Origin of the sequence: Loktanella agnita (assembly GCF_046640325.1) — a bacterium.
Classification (GTDB): domain Bacteria; phylum Pseudomonadota; class Alphaproteobacteria; order Rhodobacterales; family Rhodobacteraceae; genus Yoonia; species Yoonia agnita.
In genome coordinates, this window is record NZ_JBJMBF010000004.1 from 86317 (window position 1) to 110823 (window position 24507).

At 60.3% G+C, this 24507-nt stretch carries 11 protein-coding genes; 6 read left to right on the forward strand and 5 right to left on the reverse strand.

The features are described from left to right. Positions 1–364 precede the first annotated feature (364 nt). From ACJ5NV_RS05665 to ACJ5NV_RS05680, 4 genes are read right to left on the reverse strand one after another with little or no spacing between them, the layout of a single operon-like run. On the reverse strand, positions 365–1492 hold the full coding sequence (locus ACJ5NV_RS05665; RefSeq protein ID WP_411642660.1) for a DUF418 domain-containing protein: 1128 nt from the start codon (positions 1490–1492) through the stop codon (positions 365–367). Next, complete coding sequence (locus ACJ5NV_RS05670; RefSeq protein WP_411642661.1) at positions 1485–5549, reverse strand: non-ribosomal peptide synthetase; 4065 nt, start codon at positions 5547–5549, stop codon at positions 1485–1487. Before ACJ5NV_RS05670 ends, ACJ5NV_RS05665 begins: the two co-directional genes overlap by 8 nt. After that, complete coding sequence (locus ACJ5NV_RS05675) at positions 5550–14918, reverse strand: amino acid adenylation domain-containing protein (RefSeq protein ID WP_411642662.1); 9369 nt, start codon at positions 14916–14918, stop codon at positions 5550–5552. Between the two features lie 23 nt (positions 14919–14941). Continuing rightward, entirely contained in the window at positions 14942–15121 is a 180-nt protein-coding gene (locus ACJ5NV_RS05680; protein ID WP_411642663.1) for an MbtH family protein, read from the reverse strand. Between the two features lie 143 nt (positions 15122–15264). On the opposite strand from ACJ5NV_RS05680, the gene ACJ5NV_RS05685 reads away from it, so the two are divergent. Genes ACJ5NV_RS05685 through ACJ5NV_RS05695 form a run of 3 tightly spaced genes read left to right on the forward strand, consistent with a single transcriptional unit; the run spans position 15265 to position 18388 of the window. After that, the gene (locus ACJ5NV_RS05685) at positions 15265–16338 is read left to right on the forward strand and encodes a GNAT family N-acetyltransferase (protein WP_411642664.1); all 1074 of its coding nucleotides are present in this window, start codon (positions 15265–15267) and stop codon (positions 16336–16338) included. After that, positions 16335–17648 carry a lysine N(6)-hydroxylase/L-ornithine N(5)-oxygenase family protein gene (locus ACJ5NV_RS05690; RefSeq protein WP_411642665.1) on the forward strand — a complete coding sequence of 438 codons (1314 nt, stop codon included), beginning with the start codon at positions 16335–16337 and terminating at the stop codon, positions 17646–17648. The genes ACJ5NV_RS05685 and ACJ5NV_RS05690 overlap by 4 nt, the downstream gene beginning before the upstream one ends. After that, a complete protein-coding gene (locus ACJ5NV_RS05695; protein WP_411642666.1) occupies positions 17645–18388 on the forward strand; it encodes a thioesterase II family protein in 744 nt (247 codons plus the stop codon). The genes ACJ5NV_RS05690 and ACJ5NV_RS05695 overlap by 4 nt, the downstream gene beginning before the upstream one ends. A gap of 575 nt (positions 18389–18963) precedes the next feature. Here ACJ5NV_RS05695 and ACJ5NV_RS05700 read toward each other — a convergent pair. After that, the gene (locus ACJ5NV_RS05700) at positions 18964–20301 is read right to left on the reverse strand and encodes an MATE family efflux transporter (RefSeq protein ID WP_411642667.1); all 1338 of its coding nucleotides are present in this window, start codon (positions 20299–20301) and stop codon (positions 18964–18966) included. A gap of 247 nt (positions 20302–20548) precedes the next feature. Here ACJ5NV_RS05700 and ACJ5NV_RS05705 point away from each other — a divergent pair, with 247 nt between their 5' ends. From ACJ5NV_RS05705 to ACJ5NV_RS05715, 3 genes are all read left to right on the forward strand, one after another. Beyond that, entirely contained in the window at positions 20549–21067 is a 519-nt protein-coding gene (locus ACJ5NV_RS05705) for a sigma-70 family RNA polymerase sigma factor (RefSeq protein ID WP_411642668.1), read from the forward strand. Between the two features lie 191 nt (positions 21068–21258). Continuing rightward, a complete protein-coding gene (locus tag ACJ5NV_RS05710; protein ID WP_411642669.1) occupies positions 21259–23457 on the forward strand; it encodes a TonB-dependent siderophore receptor in 2199 nt (732 codons plus the stop codon). Positions 23458–23507: 50 nt separating this feature from the next. Next, entirely contained in the window at positions 23508–24506 is a 999-nt protein-coding gene (locus tag ACJ5NV_RS05715; protein ID WP_411642670.1) for an ABC transporter substrate-binding protein, read from the forward strand. The last annotated feature ends 1 nt before the right edge of the window (position 24507 follow it).

A 24507-nucleotide genomic window follows, 5' to 3' on the forward strand; every position in this document is an offset into this window, starting at 1 on the left:
ACACAATGGATTTGGTAATCTTGCCCGGCATCGCCGGGCAGCGCCCGGACCTCCCCCACGGGGAGGGCGCTTCTGCAACCTTACACCCCGCACGACCGCTGCATGTGATGTGACCGCATCGCCAAGCACAAGCGAAGCAGCGCCATCCCCGAGGTCCGGGCGCTGCCCTTCTGTTACGCGCCGCACCAGCCGTGTCGCTATCTTCATTGAGGCTTCCGTTGCGCGAAAACGCACCCGGGCCGGGGCTCCGCCCGTTGTCGGCTGAATTGATCCACTGGATCAATTCCGGGACGCCGCCAACCCTCCCTCACGGGGTGGGCGCTTTTGTGGACGCGCGTAACCTCCGCACCCAAATGCAGCGCCGCTACTCTGCCACCACCTCGCGCCCTCTGCCGGACCGCATCACCGCCTGCATCACATATTCAAACGGTCCAATCCCGAACACCCGCAGCCAGCCCAGCAGCAGCACTTGCAGCACCCCGCCAAGGATCACCGCCAGCACCAATGCCTGCCACATCGACAGCACCGCATAGAGCCCAAATCCGCGGAACAACAGCACGCAGGCCAGCGATTGCAGCAGATAAAGACTGAGCGAGGCACGCCCTGTCTGGCGCAGCCATCCGACGACCCGCGTTTGTGAAAGTCCGACGCAAATCCGATAAAAGTCCGAAAGGATCGCCAGCATCAAAACAACCCCAAAAACAGGCCGCAATGTCGCCGCCAGATAGCTGACCGACGGCATATCTTGGACCTGCCCAAGAATGACAAAGCCGCTATAAATCAAGTTGCCGATCAGCCCAACGCTCCACAGCAGCCGCCGGTACGGGCGAAGCTGGGCAATGAAATCGCCGTAATTCGCATACCTGTGATAGACCCATGCCCCCAGTGCAAAGGCGGCAAATATCTGGAAAATAAGCTGAAAAGGCAGCTCCATCAGCGCACCGACCCACACCGCAAAATTCAGCGATAGATAAGCGCTCAGGCTACCGTCGCGCACGATTGTGATGACTGCCGCGACATCCGGTTCAGGCAGGGCAAGCAGCAACGCAAGGATCGACAATACAACCATCCCGACGCTCGCCAATGCAAGCCCCGCCAGCGCCGGTGCCAGCGTCGTTTCGCCCCGCCGCTGCAGTACCATGAAAGCCAATCCGCAGATTGCATAAGGCAGCAAAATATCGCCCGGAAACAACAGGATACCATGCGCCACACCCAGCACTGCCAGCACCCCCAACCGCCGGTAAACATAGCCGCGATCACGGGTGTCCAACTGCCGCGCGATCCCGTAGCCAAAGAGCAGTGAAAAGACCCCAATGAATTTGCCTTCAACCAGCGCGCGGATCAGAAAACCCGCGCCAATATCGGCCCCGCTGGCATCCATCAACCACCAAGACAGCCCGTATCCGCCGGGCATGGCAAGGAAGGGCAGATTGGCGATAATGATACCCCACAGGGCAAGTGAACGCATGGCGTCAATCGCGGGGTCACGCATGGTCTTTCTCCTTCCAGAGGCCGGACAGGCTGTCGGCAAAACTTTGGTGAAATGCGGTGCTGTCGACGATCTCCCGATGGGTCACATCGGGGATCACGACGGTGCGTTCGACCCGGTTGGAATAGCGGGTCCAATCAACGAGGCTCAGTTGTCGCCGGATCGAATCCTCTGCCTGCCAGACATGAATCGGAATGTCGGCGGGCTGTGTCTGATGTTTGCGATAAATCAGTGTGTTATCCAGAAAAGTCCAAAGCTCGTATTCCTTGCTGCCGATCCCCGGCCCGTCGGTCGGAAGCTGCCCGGCCGTGGCCTGCACAAAGCGCAGGAATTGCCGGTATACATCCGCGTCCATCTTGCGAAACAGGGCTTCCCATTTGGGTCGCAGCTTTGTGCGGGGCATCCAATCGGCCACCAGTTTGGTTAACGCTTTTTCCTGCACCGGCTTGATCTCGACCAAGGTTTTGGTGGCGAAATTCACATCCAGATTGCAAACATCCAGCATGCCGACGAAGTTCAGATCGATATCTGATTGCAGTAGCTGCGCCGTTTCATAGGCCAGCACCCCGCCCCAGGACCAGCCAAGAAAGCTGCAGGGCCCCTGTGCGTTGTCCTTGATATACTGGGCATAATCTGCGGCCAGGGTCTTGATCGAAAGGCCATTACGTCGGTTTTCGTTTAGCGAATAGCACACGAACCCCGTGATCGGATGGTCGCCCTGCCCATTGGTCTGAAGGTGCCGTGCCAGAGGCGCATATTCGCGGGTGTTCACCATCAGCCCGGGGAACAGGAACACTGGCGCGCCGCCTGATCCGTTATGCAGGTTCACAACAGACAGGCTGCCGTGGTCATCCTGTTCCAGACAGCGCGCCAGCCCTGCGGGGGTGGGGTCATTGAACATATCTGCGACGGTTAACTGCCGGTCGGGGAAGGCTTTACGCAGCGCATCAACAAGACGCATAGCTTTAATGGAGTCATTGTTTTGATTGAAGAAGTTTGTGTTTTTGTTTGGTTTTTGTTGAGTGATGTTTTCCCAGATTGTTGCGATTTTGGTTTCTGTTGGGGTGAGTGTTTCGGTTGTGGTTTGTGGGCTGTTGCGCTCTGTGAGTTTGAGTGCGGCTGTGTCGGTTTTGCCGTTGGGCGTTTGCGGGAAGCTGTTGATGATTTCGATCTGGGCGGGGATCATGTAACCGGGGAGGTCGCGGCGCAGGTGGTTTTGTAGGGTTGTCTCGTCGGGATGCGCGCCTTGCGCGGGGGTGATCCAGCCGGCGAGCAGGGGGCCTGTGTCGGTATCAACCTTGGCCACATGGGCGCGGGCGACCTCTTCGCAGGCGCCCAGCCGGGCTTCGATTTCGCCGGGTTCGATCCGGTAGCCGCGCAGCTTGATCTGCCGGTCAGCCCGGCCGAGATAGTCAATCACCCCATCGGGCCGCTGGCGCACCCGGTCGCCGGTGCAATACATCCGATCCCCTGGCGCGCCGAAGGGATCAGGCAGGAAGGCGGCGGCGGTCTGTCCGGGCCGACCGAGATAGCCGCGCGCCAGCCCGCCGGATAGGTAAAGCGTGCCGGGCATCCCAGGCAGCACCGGGCGGAGCCGATCATCAAGCACATAGGCCCGCCGCGCGCCAACAGGCCGCCCGATGGGCAGATGCGGTGTCGCGCAGCTGTCCCCGGCGCGGCCTTTCCAGATCATCGGCGAGATGACGCATTCGGTCGGCCCGTAGCCGTTGATCATCAGATCCGGGCGCAGGGTCTGGCGGGCCAGATCATAGCCCGCGCCGGGCATGGCTTCGCCGCCAAAGGAATACATCTGCACCGGCGGCGGGGTCTGCCCTTGGGCGGCCTCGGCCACCTGTTGCAGCAGCGCTGTCGGAAAGCCTGCATTGGTGACCTGCTGGGCGGCCATCACGTCAAGCGCGTCCTGCCCGGACCAAAGCGTATCAGGGCGCAGCACGATCGCCCCACCGAGCCAGAAAGGCACCATCCAGCGTTCATGCGCCCCGTCAAAAGCAAGCGAGAGCATGTGCAGCTCGCGGCACGCGGGGCCCATCTCATAGGCGGCGGCAGTGCTGGCCACATGCATGGCAAGCGGGCCATGGCTCACGGCGACGCCCTTGGGCGTGCCGGTGGAACCAGAGGTGTAGATCACATAAGCCAGCTGGTCAGGATGCAAGGTCAGATCAGGGGGCGTCTGAGAGGCCTGCGCGATCTCTGCGGATGTGAGCGCGGGTCTCTCTGCGGGGCCTTCGCCGATGACCAGCGCGGCACCGCAATCGGTGATAATATGGGCGCGGCGGTCGGCGGGATGGCCCGGGTCAAGCGGCACAAAGGCCCCCCCGGCGCGCAGGACGCCAAGACAGGCGGCAATGGCCGCCGGGCCGCGGGGCAGGCAGATGGCGATGCGGTCTTCGCGGGCGATCCCACGGGCCAGCAGCGCCTGTGCGACCTGATTGGCCTGCGCGTTCAGCTGACCATAGCTGGTCTCGGTGCCTGCAAACACAATGGCGGTGCGGGCAGGGTCCTGGGCGGCGATCTGCGCGGGCACCAGCACTGTCGCCTGCACCTGACTGTCCGGCCAGGGGGCGGTCAGCTGCGCCTGTGCGGCAGGCGGCATCAGCGGCAGCAGGTCAAGCGGTTGTGCGGGATCAGCGGCGGCCGCGTCCAGCAGGTCCCGATAGGCTTGCAGCCAGCGGGTGGCGGTGTCTTCCAGAAACAGATCGGCGTCATAGCCAAGCGCCGTGCTGATTGGCCCGCTGGCGGCCTCGACCGTTTCCAGCGCCAGATCGAACTGCTGCGCGCCGGTCGCGCGGGCAAAGGGGGTCACGGTCTGCCCGCCGGGCAGGGTGACAGGGGCAAAGCCGCCAGGCTGATGGGCGTGGACCACATCAAACAGTGGGCGGGCGGCCTGGGCCTCATCTCCGCGCAGGGCACGGGTCAGGGCATCCAGCGCCACATTCTGATGCTGTAGCGCGTGGCCTGCGCTGTCACGCAGCTGATCCAGCAGTGCGGCAAAGCCCGCTTGCGGATCAGGGTGCACAGGCAGGGGGAGCGTGTTGACAAACAGCCCGACCATCTGCTGCTGGACAGCCCGGTCGCGGCCTGCGACAGGCAGGCCGATGCACAGATCCTCTGCCCCGCTGAGCCGGTGCAGCAGCGCGGCCCAACCGGCCATCAACACCTGTTGCAGCGTGGCCCCCTGCGCTGTGGCCAGCAGGCGCAGCCGGTCGGCCAGCGGCGCGGGAATGTCCAGCGTCACGCGGCCGCCGCGCCAGGACCGCTGCGCCGGGCGGGGCCGGTCGGTGGGCAATTCCAGCGGCGGCGGGCCAGCATGGCCCAAGCGGTCCTGCCACCAGCCAAGGTCATCGGACCCGGCATCCGCCTCAGCCAGCGCGGCCTGCCAGTGCTGCACATCCAGATAGCTTGGGGCAAGCGGGGTGGGGTCCAGCTGCCCGGCGAGGGCCGCCAGCAGATCCGCCTGCAACACACCCATCGACCAGCCGTCGCACATGATGTGATGCAAAGTTAGTAGCAGCACCTGCTCATCACCGGGCAGATGAACAAGGGTCGCACGCCAGCCCGGGCCGTCCTGCAGATCAAGCGCATCGCCTGCATCCTGGGCCGAGAAATGATCCAGCCGGGCCGCCGCCACCTGCGCAGGCATCGCGGCAAAATCCATCTGGCGCAGCCCGGCAAAACCCTCCTCTGGCGACCGCGCCGTCGCCGCCAGCCCGCCATCAGCCAGCGGCACAAATCGCAAGCGCAACGCCTCTTGCCGGGCAACAACCTGCGCCAAAGCCGCCGCCAACCTCGCAACATCCACCCCCCCCGAAAAGCGCAGACCACCCGCAACATGCGTCAACCCACCAACACCAAAACCATCCAAAAGCCAAAAATACGACGATAAACCGCTCAAACGAAGAGGCCCAGAACGGTCCGTTACAGGCACGGGCAATTCGGACACGGTGCGGCCCGACTGCGTCAGCGCGGCAAGGAAAGTCCGGCGCTTGTCGGCAGGCAAAGCAAGGATACGTTTGGCCAGATCGATACGGGGGTCATTCATCTAGTTTTCCAGTTCGTCCAGAAGTGCGGTGAGGTCATCAAAGCTGTCGGCGGGTTGCCCTGACGCGTCGAGATAGGCCGCGATTTGCGCAAGTTGCCGCAGGTCGAAGAATGTCTTGAGCGGGATGGATTGGCCCCATTCCTGTTCAATCCTTGTCCGCAGCCGTGTCACCAGGAGCGAATGCCCGCCGCGCGCAAAGAAATCATCGTCTGCAAAAATCTCACCGGTGCCCAGCAGCTCTTGCCACATGGCGGCGAGCTTTTGTTCGGTCTCTGTTTGCAGGGCCGGACCGCTGCGGTGTTCATATGCAGGTCGCGGCAAGGCGCGCCGGTCCAGTTTGCCGTTGGGTGTTATCGGCAGTTTTGTGACCTGGGTCAGCCAGCGGGGCACCATATGCGCGGGCAGCATTTGCCCCAGCGCCGCGCGCAGATCATCCTCTGGCTGCCCGGCATAGTAGCCCGCCAGATCGGACTGGCCGTCTGCGCTGTGTTGGATGACCGCTGCATCCGTGACACCGGGAAGGCTGCGCAGGACTGTTTCGACCTCTCCCAATTCGATCCGGTAACCGCGCAGTTTGATCTGTTGATCGGCCCGCCCGATGAATTCTAGACGCCCATGCGCGCCACGCCGCGCCAGATCACCGGTTTTATAAACACGCTGCCCGTTCCATTCAGGAAAAACCTTTGCGTTCAATTCAGCGCGGTTGAGGTAGCCATTGGTCACAGCGGGACCTGCGATGTGCACCTCGCCTGGCACCCCGTCAGGCACAGGCTGCATCAGGTCGTCCAGCAGGTACAGGGCGACCCCGCTGGTCGGCTGCCCCAGTGGGGCCTTTTTGTGATGCTGCATATCGTCTGGCGTGACAATGTGGTGGGTCACAAAAACGGTCGTTTCGGTCGGACCATAGGTGTGATGCACCGTCAGACCATCGAAATGATCCCACACGGGGGCCAGACTGGAAAGTTCGAGCATCTCTGCCCCCAAACGCAAATGGCGCAGCCGATAGTCCGAAGATGGGCTGCGCAGCAGCTCTGGCAGGGTGTGATGAAAGGCCGTGGGGGTCAGGCCAAAGACGGTGACCTTCGTGTCCCGCAACAGCGCCGCAATTGCCTGAGGATCCCGGCTGGTCAGATAAGGCACGATCACCAATTCGCCCCCCGACAGAAGCGCGCCAAAGATTTCCCATACGGAAAAATCGAAACTATATGCATGGAAAAAGGTCCATATATCGCTGGCGTCAAAACCAAAGCGGGTGCGTTCCAACAGGTGCAGCACGTTGGTATGCGTGACCTCGACCCCTTTGGGTTTTCCCGTAGAGCCAGAGGTGTAGATCACATAGGCCGCTTGTCCGGGTGGCGTTTGGGGGGGCTGCGTGCAGGGTTTCAGCCCATCAAACGAAATGATGCCGCCAAATTCCGAAGGCAGGTGCTGGTCGGTCACAACGAAAGACAGTTCTGCATCGTCGGCGATGTAACGCAGTCGGTCTGCCGGATTGGCCGGGTCGAGCGGCACATAGGCCGCCCCTGCTTTCAAAATGGCCAGAATACCGATCACCAGATTGATTGATCGGTCACAGGCAAGCCCGATGCGCGTGCTTGTTTTGCCAGTTTGCCCGATGATCCGATGGGCCAGCGCATTGGACCAGTGATCCAGTTCTTGGTAGGTCAGGCGCGTTTCGCCATAGCGCAGGGCATAATGATCGGGATATTGCGTGACGATCTGCGCAAACCGTTCCGTCAGCGTGCCCGTGGGCGCTACGGGCAAATCGGACAGTTGCAGATCCGTGCCCAAAGCCCGCCGCAGGTCACTGATCGTGTTGTACTCAGATGTGGCGAGGGATGTCAGCGCCTGTATCAGTGTGGTTTCAATCACTTTGAGCCCATCCGCCCCAAATGCATCCGCGCCGCTATTCAGCCGCAGGGTCAAGCCGTCATGGGGCAGGACGGCGACGGCAAGCGGGAAGTTGGTTTGCTCCTCCAATGTGTAATCTTTGATGGTGACCGGTTGGTCGAAGGGTGCGTTCTTCAAGGCCATATCCAGCGGATAGTTTTCGAAGGCAAGCAGCGTATCAAACAGCTCTCCACCCCGTTGCGGGGCCTGCGCGGCGATGGCCGTCAGGGCGTCGCCTTCATGGTCCAGCAGTTCAAGGCTACGCTGCTGAATCTGGCGGAGCCAGTCATCGACAGGCTGGTCATCCAGATCGCAGATCACTGGCAGCGTACTGATATAAAGCCCGACCGCGGGCTGGTCCGTGGCGATATGGTTGCGGCCCGATGTGGTCATGCCAAAGCAAACTGTCTTGTCGCGCTGATATCGCCGCATGGTCAGTGCAAGGGCGGCCTGAAAGCAGGTGTTCAGGGTGACCCCAAGCGCGTTGGCGCGGCTCGTCAGCGCCTCGGCCAGTTGGTCGGGCAGGGATGTTGTGCGTTCGGCAGGTGCAGCACCGGGCACGGTAAATGCATCCGCCAGCCGTGTCGGGCTTTCCAGTTCAGCCAGTTGGTGCGCCCAGTAGTTCTGATCAAAGGGCCGTTCTTCCAAGGCGCTGACATGGGTTTTGAAAGGCAACGCTTGTGCCAGTGTCGCCTGCGGATCTTGGGCGATCTGTAGCACCTCGGATAGGAATGTTCCAAGGCTCCAGCCGTCGGTCAACAGGTGGTGGCAGGTCCAGATCAGGCACAGCCGCTGGGGGCCGGTTTCGACAATCGTCAGCCGCGACAGTGGCGGGCGGGTCAGATCGAACCCTTTGGCGCGATCGGACTGCATTGCGGCATGGATATCCGGCTCAGCCCCGGTGATGATCCGGATATCAGGGGCGGCGGTGTCATAGAGCATTTGCAGCGGCTCACCCGCTGCACCGGCCATGGCAAAGCCGGTCCGGAACATGTCATGCCGTGCGCAGGTGCTGACCCAGGCCGCTTGCAATTGGGCGGCGGTAAGCCCCTCCAATGTCATCCGCATCTGGTTGACATAAGCGCCGTGGCCGGGGTTTAGATCGGCGTGAAACAGCATGCCCGCCTGCAAAGGTGTCACTGGATAAAGATCCGCGATACCGCGCGACAGGGGATCAATCCGATCAAGCGCCACCTGCGTCAGCGGCGCAAGCGGGTAATCGGATGGTGTGGCCCGCGGGCGGGCGTTGCGACAGTGGTCAATTAGGTTGGCCAGCGCATCAGTAAAATGCCTCGCCAGCCGTGTGATCGTCTCGTCGGTGATCCGGGCGCCCGCATATTCCCAATCAATATGCAGCTGGTCGTCGGTGATATACGACAGAAGCGTGATCTCTGGTTCGACCGGAGAGTTCGGACCGGTGGACAGGCCAGAGCGGCGCATATCCATCTGTAGCTTTGCGCCCGTCTCGCCGTTGCGGCCCAAGTGGTTAAAGGCGATCTTGGGGCCGGTTGCCCCCGTTGCGTGCCGCCAGTTGTTATACTGGCTGGCGTTTTGGGCTGCCTCTGCCAATGTGTCCTTTGTTTTGCACAAGCAGTCGGCCGCGGCCCCGGCGGACAGGGTCACGGGCACAACAGCGGTGAACCAGCCGATGGCGCGATCCGGCGCAGGCAGCCGCCCCATCCGGCCATGGGTTTCAAGAGCGACAACATTCTCGCGCTCACCTGTCCATGTCCAAAGCACCTGAGCAAGTGCAGTTAGCATCAGGCTCTGTAAGTCGATCTTGTAAGGACGGCCCGCGCTGATCGCCGCCGATGTCATCGCCGGATCAAATGCGTGACGATAGTGGCAGATTTTTGCGGCGGTGTTGTCTCCTTGCGGGTTATCCACGGGCAGGTCCCTGATCTGCGCTTGCTGTGCGGCCCATGTGGCGGTTTGTGTTTCAGGGACCGCCAGCGCGTCCAGTTCTGCTGCCCAGCGGGCTGGTGCGCCTCCGCGCATCAGCGGCTGGCCGGATACATGCTGTTCAAGGTCATCCAGTATGACCCGCCATGACACGCCATCAACGATCATGTGATGGGCAATCAGGTAAAGCTCTGGCGTCTCGCCCATGCTCCAGATCGCACGGAACAGATCGCCATTCTGGAGCGAAAGGCTTTTCTGCGCCCGCGCCAGATAGGTGTCCAGATCGGCGGCATGACAGGTGACCAGCCGCACTGGCGTAGCGTCTGGCAGGATAATCGCCCGCCACCCGTCCGCGCCTTGGCGGAAGGCTGTGCGGAACACATCATGTGCTTGCGTCAGGGCTTGCAGCGCCTCTGTCATCTGATCCGCCGTGATGTCGGTGCCGGGTGTCACGCAGACATATTGGTTCCAGTGATCTGGCGTGGGATCATCGCGATGCAAGAACCATTTTTGGATTGGCGTTAATGCGGCAGGGCCGGTTGGCGTCTGCACGCTGGACTGCGCCAGCGGCGTCGCATGGGCGGCAATCCCTTCGAGCGTCTGGACCGCGAAAAACTGGCGCAGAGAAATATCAAACCCCGCCTGCCGCATCCGGGTGACCATCTGCATAGCTTTAATGGAGTCATTGTTTTGATTGAAGAAGTTTGTGTTTTTGTTTGGTTTTTGTTGAGTGATGTTTTCCCAGATTGTTGCGATTTTGGTTTCTGTTGGGGTGAGTGTTTCGGTTGTGGTTTGTGGGCTGTTGCGCTCTGTGAGTTTGAGTGCGGCTGTGTCGGTTTTGCCGTTGGGCGTTTGCGGGAAGCTGTTGATGATTTCGATCTGGGCGGGGATCATGTAACCGGGGAGGTCGCGGCGCAGGTGGTTTTGTAGGGTTGTCTCGTCGGGATGCGCGCCTTGCGCGGGGGTGATCCAGCCGGCGAGCAGGGGGCCTGTGTCGGTATCAACCTTGGCCACATGGGCGCGGGCGACCTCTTCGCAGGCGCCCAGCCGGGCTTCGATTTCGCCGGGTTCGATCCGGTAGCCGCGCAGCTTGATCTGCCGGTCAGCCCGGCCGAGATAGTCAATCACCCCATCGGGCCGCTGGCGCACCCGGTCGCCGGTGCAATACATCCGATCCCCTGGCGCGCCGAAGGGATCAGGCAGGAAGGCGGCGGCGGTCTGTCCGGGCCGACCGAGATAGCCGCGCGCCAGCCCGCCGGATAGGTAAAGCGTGCCGGGCATCCCAGGCAGCACCGGGCGGAGCCGATCATCAAGCACATAGGCCCGCCGCGCGCCAACAGGCCGCCCGATGGGCAGATGCGGTGTCGCGCAGCTGTCCCCGGCGCGGCCTTTCCAGATCATCGGCGAGATGACGCATTCGGTCGGCCCGTAGCCGTTGATCATCAGATCCGGGCGCAGGGTCTGGCGGGCCAGATCATAGCCCGCGCCGGGCATGGCTTCGCCGCCAAAGGAATACATCTGCACCGGCGGCGGGGTCTGCCCTTGGGCGGCCTCGGCCACCTGTTGCAGCAGCGCTGTCGGAAAGCCTGCATTGGTGACCTGCTGGGCGGCCATCACGTCAAGCGCGTCCTGCCCGGACCAAAGCGTATCAGGGCGCAGCACGATCGCCCCACCGAGCCAGAAAGGCACCATCCAGCGTTCATGCGCCCCGTCAAAAGCAAGCGAGAGCATGTGCAGCTCGCGGCACGCGGGGCCCATCTCATAGGCGGCGGCAGTGCTGGCCACATGCATGGCAAGCGGGCCATGGCTCACGGCGACGCCCTTGGGCGTGCCGGTGGAACCAGAGGTGTAGATCACATAAGCCAGCTGGTCAGGATGCAAGGTCAGATCAGGGGGCGTCTGAGAGGCCTGCGCGATCTCTGCGGATGTGAGCGCGGGTCTCTCTGCGGGGCCTTCGCCGATGACCAGCGCGGCACCGCAATCGGTGATAATATGGGCGCGGCGGTCGGCGGGATGGCCCGGGTCAAGCGGCACAAAGGCCCCCCCGGCGCGCAGGACGCCAAGACAGGCGGCAATGGCCGCCGGGCCGCGGGGCAGGCAGATGGCGATGCGGTCTTCGCGGGCGATCCCACGGGCCAGCAGCGCCTGTGCGACCTGATTGGCCTGCGCGTTCAGCTGACCATAGCTGGTCTCGGTGCCTGCAAACACAATGGCGGTGCGGGCAGGGTCCTGGGCGGCGATCTGCGCGGGCACCAGCACTGTCGCCTGCACCTGACTGTCCGGCCAGGGGGCGGTCAGCTGCGCCTGTGCGGCAGGCGGCATCAGCGGCAGCAGGTCAAGCGGTTGTGCGGGATCAGCGGCGGCCGCGTCCAGCAGGTCCCGATAGGCTTGCAGCCAGCGGGTGGCGGTGTCTTCCAGAAACAGATCGGCGTCATAGCCAAGCGCCGTGCTGATTGGCCCGCTGGCGGCCTCGACCGTTTCCAGCGCCAGATCGAACTGCTGCGCGCCGGTCGCGCGGGCAAAGGGGGTCACGGTCTGCCCGCCGGGCAGGGTGACAGGGGCAAAGCCGCCAGGCTGATGGGCGTGGACCACATCAAACAGTGGGCGGGCGGCCTGGGCCTCATCTCCGCGCAGGGCACGGGTCAGGGCATCCAGCGCCACATTCTGATGCTGTAGCGCGTGGCCTGCGCTGTCACGCAGCTGATCCAGCAGTGCGGCAAAGCCCGCTTGCGGATCAGGGTGCACAGGCAGGGGGAGCGTGTTGACAAACAGCCCGACCATCTGCTGCTGGACAGCCCGGTCGCGGCCTGCGACAGGCAGGCCGATGCACAGATCCTCTGCCCCGCTGAGCCGGTGCAGCAGCGCGGCCCAACCGGCCATCAACACCTGTTGCAGCGTGGCCCCCTGCGCTGTGGCCAGCAGGCGCAGCCGGTCGGCCAGCGGCGCGGGAATGTCCAGCGTCACGCGGCCGCCGCGCCAGGACCGCTGCGCCGGGCGGGGCCGGTCGGTGGGCAATTCCAGCGGCGGCGGGCCAGCATGGCCCAAGCGGTCCTGCCACCAGCCAAGGTCATCGGACCCGGCATCCGCCTCAGCCAGCGCGGCCTGCCAGTGCTGCACATCCAGATAGCTTGGGGCAAGCGGGGTGGGGTCCAGCTGCCCGGCGAGGGCCGCCAGCAGATCCGCCTGCAACACACCCATCGACCAGCCGTCGCACATGATGTGATGCAAAGTTAGTAGCAGCACCTGCTCATCACCGGGCAGATGAACAAGGGTCGCACGCCAGCCCGGGCCGTCCTGCAGATCAAGCGCATCGCCTGCATCCTGGGCCGAGAAATGATCCAGCCGGGCCGCCGCCACCTGCGCAGGCATCGCGGCAAAATCCATCTGGCGCAGCCCGGCAAAACCCTCCTCTGGCGACCGCGCCGTCGCCGCCAGCCCGCCATCAGCCAGCGGCACAAATCGCAAGCGCAACGCCTCTTGCCGGGCAACAACCTGCGCCAAAGCCGCCGCCAACCTCGCAACATCCACCCCCCCCGAAAAGCGCAGACCACCCGCAACATGCGTCAACCCACCAACACCAAAACCATCCAAAAGCCAAAAATACGACGATAAACCGCTCAAACGAAGAGGCCCTTGGGGGCGTGCTACAGGCAGTGTGCTGGCCGGGGCGGCTTCTGCGATATGCGTGGCCATCTGCGCCAGTGTCGGTGCTGCAAAAACGGTACCCAGCGACAGGCTCACCTGAAACTGGGCTTCGATCATGGCCACAAGGCGGCTGGCCTGCACCGATGACCCGCCTTGGATGAAGAAATGGGCGGAGGGATCGGTGACGGGCTTGCTCAAAAGGCCCTCCCAAAGGGTGGCGAGTTTTGTTTCCATCTCGGTCAGCGGGCGTGTGGCTTCGGTCCGGGTGCCATCGTAGCGATGCACAATGATTTCGGGCTGTTTCAGGCTAATTTGTGCGGCCTGCCCACGCTGAAGCTTGCCGCTGGAGGTGCGGGGCAGGCTGCGGGGGTTGATCAGCAGGATTTCGGTGGGGGCGCGGCCAAACGTCTGCGCAAGATTGCCGGCCATGTCTACCGTCACCTGTCCGAGGTCTTGCGCATTGACGTCCGCGCCGGTCAGTTCCAGCGCAATCCCGAAGCCTTCGCCCTCGCTGCTTTGCGTGGGATAGGCGGCGACCCGGCCATTGCGGGCATGGGGTTGGGTTTCTTCCACATGGATTTCGATATCCTGTGGAAAGAGATTTTGCCCGTCCAGAATGATCAGATCCTTGGCGCGCCCGGTGATGACAATGTGTCCGTCTGACAGAAAACCCAGATCGCCGGTGCGCAGCCAGCGCTGCCCGTCGATTGTGCGAAAGGTCTGCGCGGTGGCATTAGGCTTGCCCCAATAGCCCAAAGTGACAGAGGGGGAGCTGACATAAACTTCGCCAATATCCGACCGGTTGTCGAAGGCGAAATCGGGACCGCCGATGCGGACCTCGCTTGTCGGCATCGGGATGCCGCAATCCACATGGGCGGCGTCACTGTCCGGCAATGTGCACGTTGTGGGGGCCGTGCCCCGGGCGCAGACACTGACGCCAAGCGTCGCCTCGGCCAGGCCGTAGGAAGGCAGCAGGGTCTCTCTCGCAAGCCCTGCGGGTGCAAAGCGATAAGCAAAGCGGTCAAGCGTCTGTGCCCGCACAGGTTCCGAACCAGAGAATGCGACCTGCAAATGCGACAGATCAAGGGTTTCGATTGTCTTGTCTCGGATCACCTCGGTGCACAGCCGGTAGGCGAAATCTGGTGCGCCGGTCATCGTGCCGCGATGATCGCTAAGCGCCTGTAACCAGCGTTCCGGTCGCATGAGGAACCGTTTGGGCGACATGTTAACCGTTTTCATCCCCATCACGATAGGTGTCAGTACGGTCGCGATCAGACCCATATCGTGGTAGATCGGAAGCCAGCTGACACAGACATCGTCAGCCGTAAGCGCGATTGATTTCATGATATCATGGGTGTTCGCGATGATATTACCGTGGCTGACCATCACGCCTTTGGGGGCAGAGGTGGAGCCGGAGGTGTATTGCAGAAAGGCCAGATCATCTGCTGCGACGGCTGTCGGGACGAAGGACGTGTCGTCATCGGGGCAGTCGGCGGCGGCCAGAACGGGCACCTCTGTTAAATCTCCCCAGTCATTTGCGGCGTCACGCTCTGTCAGGATGCAGGCAGGGTCCGCATCGGCAATCACAGTGCGCAAGCGGACCATATGGTGGGTGCGCGCGCTTTCCGGTGGGAAAAGCGGGATCGCAATAATCCCGGCGGCGAGGGCGCCAAGAAAGGAACACACATAGTCAGGCCCGGAATCGAGCGCCAGAATGACCCTGTCACCCGGTGCAGCCAGCGTGCTGAGCCAGTGACCAAACTTGTTCGACGCGGCAAAAAGCTCTGCAAAGCTCATTGTCGTTTCGGTCCCGTCTTTGCCGATGAAGACAAAGGCGGTCGCCGCGCCCTGCTGTCGCGCATGCTTGGCAAGGATATCAAGCAGAAGCGGCGCGTTTTGCAGGGCAGAAAGATGTGTGTCTTGGCGGGTCATGATCAGGGCCTCTGTGGGGGCGGTCAGGAGAGCGTGGCGGGGGTCATGTCGGACCAGACTTTGTCGATATGCTGCATGCAGTCGGCCCTTGAGCCTGAAAAACCTTCATGCTGCCAGCCAGTGGGCACCGGCAGGTGCTTTGGCCAGAGCGCGTGCTCGTTCAGGTCGTTTATGACAACATGGAACTGGGCGTTGGTGGTCATGGATGTCCTCGCGGATTTTGTGCTGCTCACCTGTCGAAGACGGACCACGGGTGAAAAAATTTAAGCCTGACGGAAAGTTTTTCCTAAATATTTCAGTATGCCGCACGTTTTCCCTTTGAGACCCAGCAGGGAAGGACCGATGAATGCCACGTGATGACACACATTTGGACGCGCTCGCGTCCTGCGCGAGTTGGCGCGGCGATCAGGTGATTGTGCAGATCGACGGGAGAGAGGTCAGCCTGCCGGTATTTGATCGTGGTGACGGTCGCATGGAATTAAAAGCACCTGCGGAACCGATCCCGTTGATGGCGGTTCTCAAAGCCTGCGAAGCGTTGACGAACTGGAACGCAGAAGAGGTGCTGATCATTCTGAAGCCTGCGGATTGGGGCGAACATGCCGCGGCGTTGGTGCAGATCGGGGCAGCCGTTGCGCTGAATGAAACAGAATTGGGCGTTTTCCCCGAACTTTTGTGGCAAATCAGCGCGCTATGGTTGATTGGCCAAACCAGCAATCATCCACAAACGATGATGCCCGGCCCGCATGGGCGCCATCCGCATCGGCCCGCGAAACCGCAGGGCGAGATGTATCGCCGGTACATCCCCTGGCTTGATCAGCGTTTCAGCCTGCGCGCTTTGGTCCAAACCCGCGACCTTGATCTGTTTCATCGCTGGATGAATGACGAACGGGTGGCTGCCTTTTTTGATGAGGCAGGCACGCTGGATGAACACCGCGCTTATTTGGCGCGCATGGCCGCTGACCCGCATATGATGCCGGTGCTGGGCTGCCTTGATGATGAACCCTTCTGTTATTTTGAGCTTTACTGGGCGCGCGAAAATCGAATTGGAGCGCATTACGACGCCGGGGCCTGGGACCGGGGTTGGCATGTCTTGGTGGGCGATCCCACCAAACGCGGGGCGGATTACATCACAGCATGGCTGCCCTCGCTGATGCATTTCATGTTTCTGGCAGAGCCACGCACGCAGGTGTTGGTGGGTGAACCAGCCGCTAGCCACACGCAACAAATCCGCAATCTGACACGTTCCGGCTTTGCCAAGATCAAGGATTTCGACTTTCCGCACAAACGCGCCACGCTGGTGCAGCTTGATCGCGATTATTTCTTTAAATCGCGGCTGTGGGCGCGCCCTGACCCTGCGGACCCTGGCAAGCCGCTACAACTCTCCCTGTCCTCCCTATATAAAACTGGAGCAACGATATGACCCTACTGCGCGACACGTATGACATCCTTGGTGTCGGGTTCGGACCCTCTAACCTCGCGTTGGCCATCGCGCTGGAAGAGCGTGCCGCGGCAGGTGCTGCCGCTCCGAAAACAGTTTTTCTTGAGGCGCAGTCAAGCTTTGCATGGCATCCGAACATGTTGCTGGATGGGACCGATATGCAGGTGTCCTTCATCAAGGACCTGGTGTCGCTGCGCAATCCAACTAGCCCGTTAAGCTTTCTCAGCTATTTGCATGGCAACGGACGGCTGGAACGTTTTATCAATCGCAAAAGCTTTTACCCCAGCAGGCATGAATTCAACGACTACCTGTCATGGGCTGCGGCGCAGATGGCGCATCTGTCCAGCTATGATCAGCGGGTTGTTGGGGTGGAACCGTTGAAAAAGGCGGGCGGGCAGGTCGACCTTTTGTCGGTCGTGTCCGAAAATAGCCGGGGTGAGCAGACACAGCGACAAACCCGCGACCTTGTCATGGCGATTGGCGGTCACCCCCTTATCCCCGATGTCTTTGCTGATGTCGCGCAAAGCCCGCTAGTGCATCACAGTTCCCGCTACCTGAAAGAGATCAAGTCGCGGCTTGCCAAAGCAGACCGCCCGCTGAAAATCGCGGTGATCGGCTCCGGGCAGAGCGGGGCAGAGATTTTCTATGATCTGGTGAATGACCCCCGCCACCCACAGGTCGATTTCATTTTCCGCAGCCATGCCTTGAAGCCCTCTGATGACAGCCCCTTTGTGAACGAAATCTTTGACGCCGATTTCACCAATCATGTTTTTCAGCAGTCAAGGGCGCGTCGGCGCGACCTGATGACTGAATATTCCAATACCAATTACGCGGTCGTGGATGGCGATCTGATCGCGCAAATCTACGCCGTCTTTTATGAGCAGGACGTCGTGGGCAGTCAGCATTACGCGCTGCGCCGCAATACAGAGGTCACGTCGGCCCGGATGCATGATGAAAAGATCAGGCTTGCGCTGCAGGACGGCCATCACAACCGCAGCGAAGAGCAGGAATATGATCTTGTCATTCTGGCCACCGGCTTTCGCCGACGGCTGGGCGAGACGATCATGGCCGATCTGCAGCATTACATCACCGGAGAGGAAGCCGGCAGAACCTACCGGCTTGATACCACCGAAGATTTCGCGCCGCGTATTTATTTGCAAGGCTATTGCGAGGACACCCACGGGCTAAGCGACACGCTTTTGTCGGTTCTCGCGATCCGGGCCGATGAGATTGCGGCAGATATTCTGCATGATCACGCACCGGGTGCACTTATGATGTCAGCGGCGGAATGAAGGACAGTCTGACGGCCCTGCGGCAAGATTGGCTTCCCAGCTGGGCGGCGATGGGAACCGACAATCCAACCCGGATCGTCTGTTTCCCCTTCGCCGGGGGCAGTGCCATCGCTTGGACGGCGTGGTGCGACGATCCTGTGTTGGGGGCCGGTTTTCTACCTTACGAGCTGCCCGGACGCGGTGCGCGATTTGGCCAAGGATGTGTCACCAACCGTGCATTACTGGTCGATCAAATCGCGGAGGATCTGCGCCCTTTTTGCGTCGATGGCCAGCAGCTCGTCCTGATGGGCCATTCGATGGGGGCGACCCTGGCTTATGAGGTCGGCTTGCGTCTTGGTGGCCATCTGCCGTTGATCCTGTCCGGACGCGCAGCACCCGGTTTGGGTCAGCCGCTGCCCATAGATTTATCCGACGCGGCATTGACGGCACGCCTGATGCGTTATGGCGGCACCCTGGCGGAAATCCTGCAATGTCAGGAATTGCTCGACATTTTGCTGCCAACCATGCGCGCCGATTACATGTTGTTGCAGTCTCAAACAATAACCGGCCAGACCTATGCAGGTCCGGTGCTGGTGCTGGGCGGGGCTGACGACGATACGGTGTCCCAAGAGTCTCTGGCCGCCTGGGATCGCTATTGTCCCAATATGCAGGTGACATGCTTTCCTGGCGGGCATTTCTTTGTCCAGACAGCTATGGATGCAGTAAAGCGTCGGATTAGTGACTGGCTGGCGACGTTTTAGATGATGGCCAATATCTATTGGGCAACTGATCAAGACGTACTGAAAGCTTGCGCGCGGCTGTGCACCACACAAGATATCGCCCGCGCGCGTCAGGTTCAGGATGCTGATGCTGCGCAAATGCGCTGTGCGGCCTATGGGTTGCTGCGTTACGCGATGCGGCAGAGTGGCGTTGCCCCAATGGACAGCATTGTCGCGCGGCATTCTTCCGGTCAGCCTTACCTGCCAGCCAAACCCGATTTGTCTGTCTCATTGGCGCATTCGCACATCGGCGTGGCTGCCGCTGTCGGTCACGCCTGTGCTGTTGGTGTTGATATCGAACAGGAACACAGCGCCGCGGTCTGGGCGGATGTGGCGGACTTGCTCGGTTCCGATCAAGCGGCAAACACGGGGCAGATGCTGTCGCTCTGGGTAGCGTCAGAGGCATGTGCAAAATCACACGGGCTGGGCCTGCCCGCGATTGAAGCATTGCCTGTGCCGTTTCACCCTGCAAATCCTACGGCAGAGCAGCAAATTCGCTGGGGTGGCCGCGCAGCGCGCAGTGTCGGCGTGCAAATGTTTTCCGGGGGTGCCTTGGCTTACGGCGTTTCAGCCGGTGCCGGGCTAAGCGTGGTCGAAATCCGGGAAAGCGACATGATATGCAGCCCGCCCGCGATCAGCGCGGTTACAACACCAGAAAGCGCTACTGCAAACAGCAGCCCCTGAAACCCCCAGATCATCGGTAGGAAAATCACAAGTGGGACCATGGCATAACCGTTTGGTGCCAGCGCCACGATGGCCGCGTAAAGCGCGCGATCAGTGGCCTGAAAGCCCGCCAAAAGCGGGATGTAGGCGCAGCTGCCGATGATGAAGGCTGCAAAATATGGGAACATGGCTGCGCTGGCCTCTCGCATTGCGGGGGCGGGGATCAGCGATGGCAACAGTGCGGGCCCCACCATCAGGATCAGCGCTGTCATCGCTAGCCCAAGCCCTATGGACAGGGCAAAGATACGATGAATCAGGCGATTGGCGCGCAATTCATCAAGCGCGCCATAGGCATGGCTGACGGCGGCCTGCGCGCCAAGTGATAGCCCCCGCATCGGGATGATAATCAGCGAGGCAAGCCGCAACTCAAACGTCAGCGCGGCCAAATAGATATCATCGGCCAAGCGCGCGGTGGCGCTGATTAGCAAGAGGAATGAGAGCGCCATCAACAGGTTGACCATCGCGACGGGCGGCGAAAAGCGCAACAGGACGTTCAGATTTTCACGGCTGTGGTGGCCCTTTAACGGACGCAGCCCCAATGTGCCGTTGCGGAACCAGACAATATAAAGCGTGCAGGCCAGTATCTGCCCCGCAACCGTGGCCAGCGCCGCGCCGGTCACCCCCCAGCCAAAGCCGAAAATGAAAATCGGATCAAGCAGCATGTTCAATCCAAAGCATGCGAACAGCGATTGCATCGACCGCTTGCTGTTGCCGGACCCCAGCGCCACGAAATCAGAGATGATCTGAAAGCTTGCCATCGGTACGGCGCACAGCAGCACCAGCATATAGCGCTGCGCCATGGGAAACGTCTCGGCGGATGCCCCGATTTGGGGCAGGATGGACAATGACATTGCCCCCACGACCAAGGCGACAAAGGCGGATATCCCAATTGCCACGAAAAAGGCGGTCAGCGCGATGTTCTGGGCGCCATCCACATCCTTGCGTCCCAGCCGCCGCCCGATTTCGCCGGCACAGGCAACGCCGATCCCTGCGGTTGCAGCCATGACCACGATGAACACAGGAAAGGTCACACCGATTGCCGCCATTGCAACAGGCGACAGGCGCGTAATCCAGAGCGCATCGATGAATTGATTGATCGCATTGGCTGAAAGTCCAAAAATTGCAGGGACACCCAGCCGAATAATTAAACGTAGAAGGCGGGGATCTGCCATTTGCGGGTGCGACACTTTATTTCCAGTACAGTCAGGTGATTGCGCTATTTATAATAAGACGCTGGGTGATACAGAAAATTTAACAACGTAATCGTATAAATTGTATTCGCGTTCTTGTAGGCGGCACCAAATGGCGCTACGACCTTATCAGCCACCGAATGTCCGCATGTACGACATCGGCAGTCATCCCCTTATTACCACATAGAAAATCCGGCATCGCAGTGCCGGTCAAAAGAGGTTGGGCGCTATGACCAAGCAACCAGATAAGACGACTCGACGTGCTTTGCTGGAAGAGCTTATGACACATCGTAAAATGCACTTGTGCCAGGCGCTAAAAGTTGTTGGTTCCTTTGATGCGGCAGAAGATGTTTTGCAAAATACAGCCGTAAAATGCCTGTCTTCAAAAGAAATCGCGCGGCCCGAAAAAATGCGCAGCTATTTGTCCAAAATGGTCCGAAATGCTGCATTGGACTATATACGCAAGCACCGCAATGAAATCAGCGAACCATTCGAAGATGAAAGCAAGCTTGCCACGGCGGGTATGGATGATCGCTGCGGTTTTCGGGCGTTGGAGAGCAAGCAAACGCTTGCGCAGGCAATGGACGCCATCGCCACCTTCCCGCAGCGCAGCCAGGATACTTTTCTGCGGCACCGGGTCGGCGGAGAGCCCCAGAACAAGATTGCACAAGACCTTTCCGTCTCATGCACTCTTGTCAATTTCATGATTCGGGATATCGAAGCGGCCTGCATAAAGAGCGCCGCATAATGCGGATAGGCCTCAAAAATTGGCTTGGTTGACAAAAATTGTAAGGTTTAATATCGCCCGTCCCGACGTTAACACTTCGTCATAGCAAGCTTTGCGGCCAGCCAAAATAATTCTGAAAAGGTTCCACGCATATCGCGCGGGGCCTTTCAAACTTGATATGCTGCCAAATCGGCAGCGGCTGGAGACCTGCCTTGTTATACCGAACTTACGTGCTGAGCATTGGCCCCGTTGCGTTGACCTTTGCCCTGTCAGCATCCGCTGTTTCTGCCCAAACCGCAGAAGCAGAAACCGTGCTGGATCCGATTGTCGTCGCCAGCGCAGACGATGATAGCCTTGATAACTTTGACGGATATACCGCCGAAGCCGCCACATCTGCCACCCGTACACCCGGCGACCTGCGGACCACACCGCGTTCCGTTTCCGTCATCGGAGAAGATCAAGTCAGAGATCAGGGTGCGCGGTCGATTGAGCAGGCGATTGGCTATGTACCCGGCGTTATGCCGCAAACATTCGGTTCGGATGGGCGCTACGACCAATATGCTATTCGTGGTTTCGATGCTCAGAATGCGGGTTATTACCGCGATGGCCTGCCACTGCGCACATTCGGCTATGCTGCATGGCGTACAGAGCCATTTTTGCTTGACCGGATCGAAGTTCTGCGCGGTCCAACCGCCGACCTTTACGGTGCAAACGAACCCGGCGGCTTGGTCAACGCCATTACCAAGCGTCCGGAATTTGAACAAAGCGGCACGGCGCGTGGCAGTCTTTTTGGTGAAGGCGGCGGAGAGCTGGCTTTGGACGTCACGGGCCCTGTCTCTGACGATTTCGCCTATCGCCTGACCGGTGTCTTCAACGAATCTGGTACGGCCTTTGAAGAGGTTGATCAGGGTCGTATCTTCTTCGCGCCATCGGTCACTTGGCAGCCGAGCGATGCGACCAAGCTGACGATTTACGGTCAGTACCAAAAGGACGATATCGGCGATACTTACGTGTTGCTGCCGGAATACGGGACACAGCATACCAACCCGCTGGGTCAGTATGGCAACGATTTCTACACAGGGAATCCTGACCGTAATACGATTGAAAGCGAGCAATCCTATCTCGGCTACGAATTTGAACAGGATATAGGTGGCGGTCGAACCTTACTATCGCGCGCGCGGATCGCAACCAACGACTGGTATAATGAAACGTCTTATGTCGGTGCTTTCTATGCCTCATCGGCCCAGCCCGGCGAGGTCGATACGGCTATCATGATTGATTTCGATGTCGATCAAGAGCTGGAACAGATTAGTTTCGACAATGGTGTGCAGCAGGAGCTGAGCTTCGGCAATGTTGCGGCAACGCTGATTGCTGGTGTCGATTATTATAAAGTTACTTCGGACTATGACCGTAGCAGTGCCATTGCGGGCCATAAGGATCTCGAATCCGGCACGCTTGATACCTCCGAAGCTAGTCCAGCAAGTGCATCATCAATTGCTCAAGATGTCGCGCAGACCGGCGTATATCTGGTTGGGCAGGCGGAAATCGGTACAGACTGGGTATTGAATGGCGGCCTGCGCTACGATGATGTGCGGACCGATATCGCCAGCAACTCTGCTTTCGGCTCTCAAGAGCAGTCGAACGAAGTCGACTTCACCAGCGCGAGCCTCGGATTGTCGTATAATTTCGTCAACGGTATGACGTTCTATGGCAACGCCGCGCGTTCGTTTAACTTGCCACCCTCCGGTGTCGATAGCGAAGGTAACACGCTGGACGTGCAAGAATCTGATGGCTTCGAGCTGGGCGCACGTTTCCAACCGGTCGGAACGGGCTCATTATTTACGCTGGCAGTATTCAACATCACGAAAAAGAACACGCTTCAACCATCGCCAAGTGTCGCGGGCACATACGAGCAGATCGGTGAGGTCAAATCGCGCGGGTTAGAGCTGGGTGCGACACGCCGCTTCGACAACGGCATATCGGTTCTGGGCAGTTACACTTTTCTGAATGCTGAAATCACCGAAGATGCAACAAATGAGGGCAACAAACTGGCGCGTGTGCCCTCGGAAACGGCGGCACTGTGGCTGGGCTATGCGTTCCAGACCGCACAGCTTGAAGGTCTTCGGCTCGGGGTCGGCGCGCGCTATGTGGGTGATCGCTATTCGGACTCGGCCAATACCGAAAGCCGCAAAGCTCCTGCAAGTACGTTGCTTGATGCGTCAGTATCATATGATTGGGGTGACTGGAATGCGACGCTGGCAGCCAGAAATCTAGCTGATGAAAGTAAGGTCACTTTCTGCACCGCAGGGAACGTCGCACTCGTGCCGGCGGGGAACAATACCGAAGAGGCTGGCGGCTGCGCCTTGGGCGAGGGCCGCACGGTCACGCTGTCGCTCACCCGCACGTTCTAACCAAACGGCCCGTGCCTGTCATGGGCACGGGCCATTCAAGGAGCCATGACATGCGCCGTTGCGCCTTTTCGATCCTGACCGCTGTTGCGATGACTCTGGGCGACATCTGCCTTGCCGATGCCTACCCGGTCGAGATCACGCATCGTTATGGCACGGCGCAGATCATCGAAAAGCCGACCCGCGTTGTTTCGCTCAGCTATATCGGCCATGATTTCCTGCTGTCGCTGGAAGTGGTGCCGGTGGCTTTGCGTAAATGGTATGGCTCAGACCCATATGGTGTCTGGCCTTGGGGGCACGATGCATTGGGCGATGCCACCCCGATTGTCATGCAGGGTGAGATTGATATCGAAAGGATTGCCCTGCTAGAGCCTGACCTGATCGTCGGGCAATGGTCGGGCATGTCCGCGCGCGATTATGCGCTACTGTCCCGGATCGCGCCTACTATCGCTCCGGCCGCCGGCGCAGGCGATTACGGCATGTCGTGGCAGGATATGTTGCGAACGCTTGCCCTTGCTACAGACACGACAGACAAGGCAGATACGATCATCGCAGAACTGGATGGTCGCTTTGCCGCAATCCGCGCCGCGCATCCTGACTGGCAAGGGGCCAGTGCTGTGATGGTCTGGGCCGGTCAGACGGGGGCTTACACAGATCGTGACATTCGCGGGCAGTTTCTAAACGAACTGGGCTTCGTGGTGCCGCAAGCGGTCAATGACATGGGCACTCTCGAAAACTTTTACGCCATCATACCGCCCGAGGATATCAGTCCAATTGATGCCGATGTTCTGGTCTGGATTGATGGGGGTGGTTCCATCGGACAGTTGGAGCGGATGCCGCTACGCCCGCTGATGCGTGCCTACCGCGAAGGGCGCGAGGTCTATGCCGACCCCATGCTGTCAGCCGCCCTGTCGCATTCCAGTCCGCTCAGCATCAACTACGCATTGGACCGGCTTGTCCCTTTGATTGCAGCGGCGGCTGACGGGGACCCGGCGACGGTGGTGCCCAGTGCGCGGGATGCCGGAATTTTGCCACCAGAGGTAGAGGGTTAGG

Coding starts and splice junctions, on each gene's coding strand:
- ACJ5NV_RS05665 (WP_411642660.1), bottom strand. CDS start 1,492: ATGCGTGACCCCGCGATTGACGCCATGCGTTCACTTGCCCTGTGGGGT.
- ACJ5NV_RS05670 (WP_411642661.1), bottom strand. CDS start 5,549: ATGAATGACCCCCGTATCGATCTGGCCAAACGTATCCTTGCTTTGCCT.
- ACJ5NV_RS05675 (WP_411642662.1), bottom strand. CDS start 14,918: ATGACCCGCCAAGACACACATCTTTCTGCCCTGCAAAACGCGCCGCTT.
- ACJ5NV_RS05680 (WP_411642663.1), bottom strand. CDS start 15,121: ATGACCACCAACGCCCAGTTCCATGTTGTCATAAACGACCTGAACGAG.
- ACJ5NV_RS05685 (WP_411642664.1), top strand. CDS start 15,265: ATGCCACGTGATGACACACATTTGGACGCGCTCGCGTCCTGCGCGAGT.
- ACJ5NV_RS05690 (WP_411642665.1), top strand. CDS start 16,335: ATGACCCTACTGCGCGACACGTATGACATCCTTGGTGTCGGGTTCGGA.
- ACJ5NV_RS05695 (WP_411642666.1), top strand. CDS start 17,645: ATGAAGGACAGTCTGACGGCCCTGCGGCAAGATTGGCTTCCCAGCTGG.
- ACJ5NV_RS05700 (WP_411642667.1), bottom strand. CDS start 20,301: ATGGCAGATCCCCGCCTTCTACGTTTAATTATTCGGCTGGGTGTCCCT.
- ACJ5NV_RS05705 (WP_411642668.1), top strand. CDS start 20,549: ATGACCAAGCAACCAGATAAGACGACTCGACGTGCTTTGCTGGAAGAG.
- ACJ5NV_RS05715 (WP_411642670.1), top strand. CDS start 23,508: ATGCGCCGTTGCGCCTTTTCGATCCTGACCGCTGTTGCGATGACTCTG.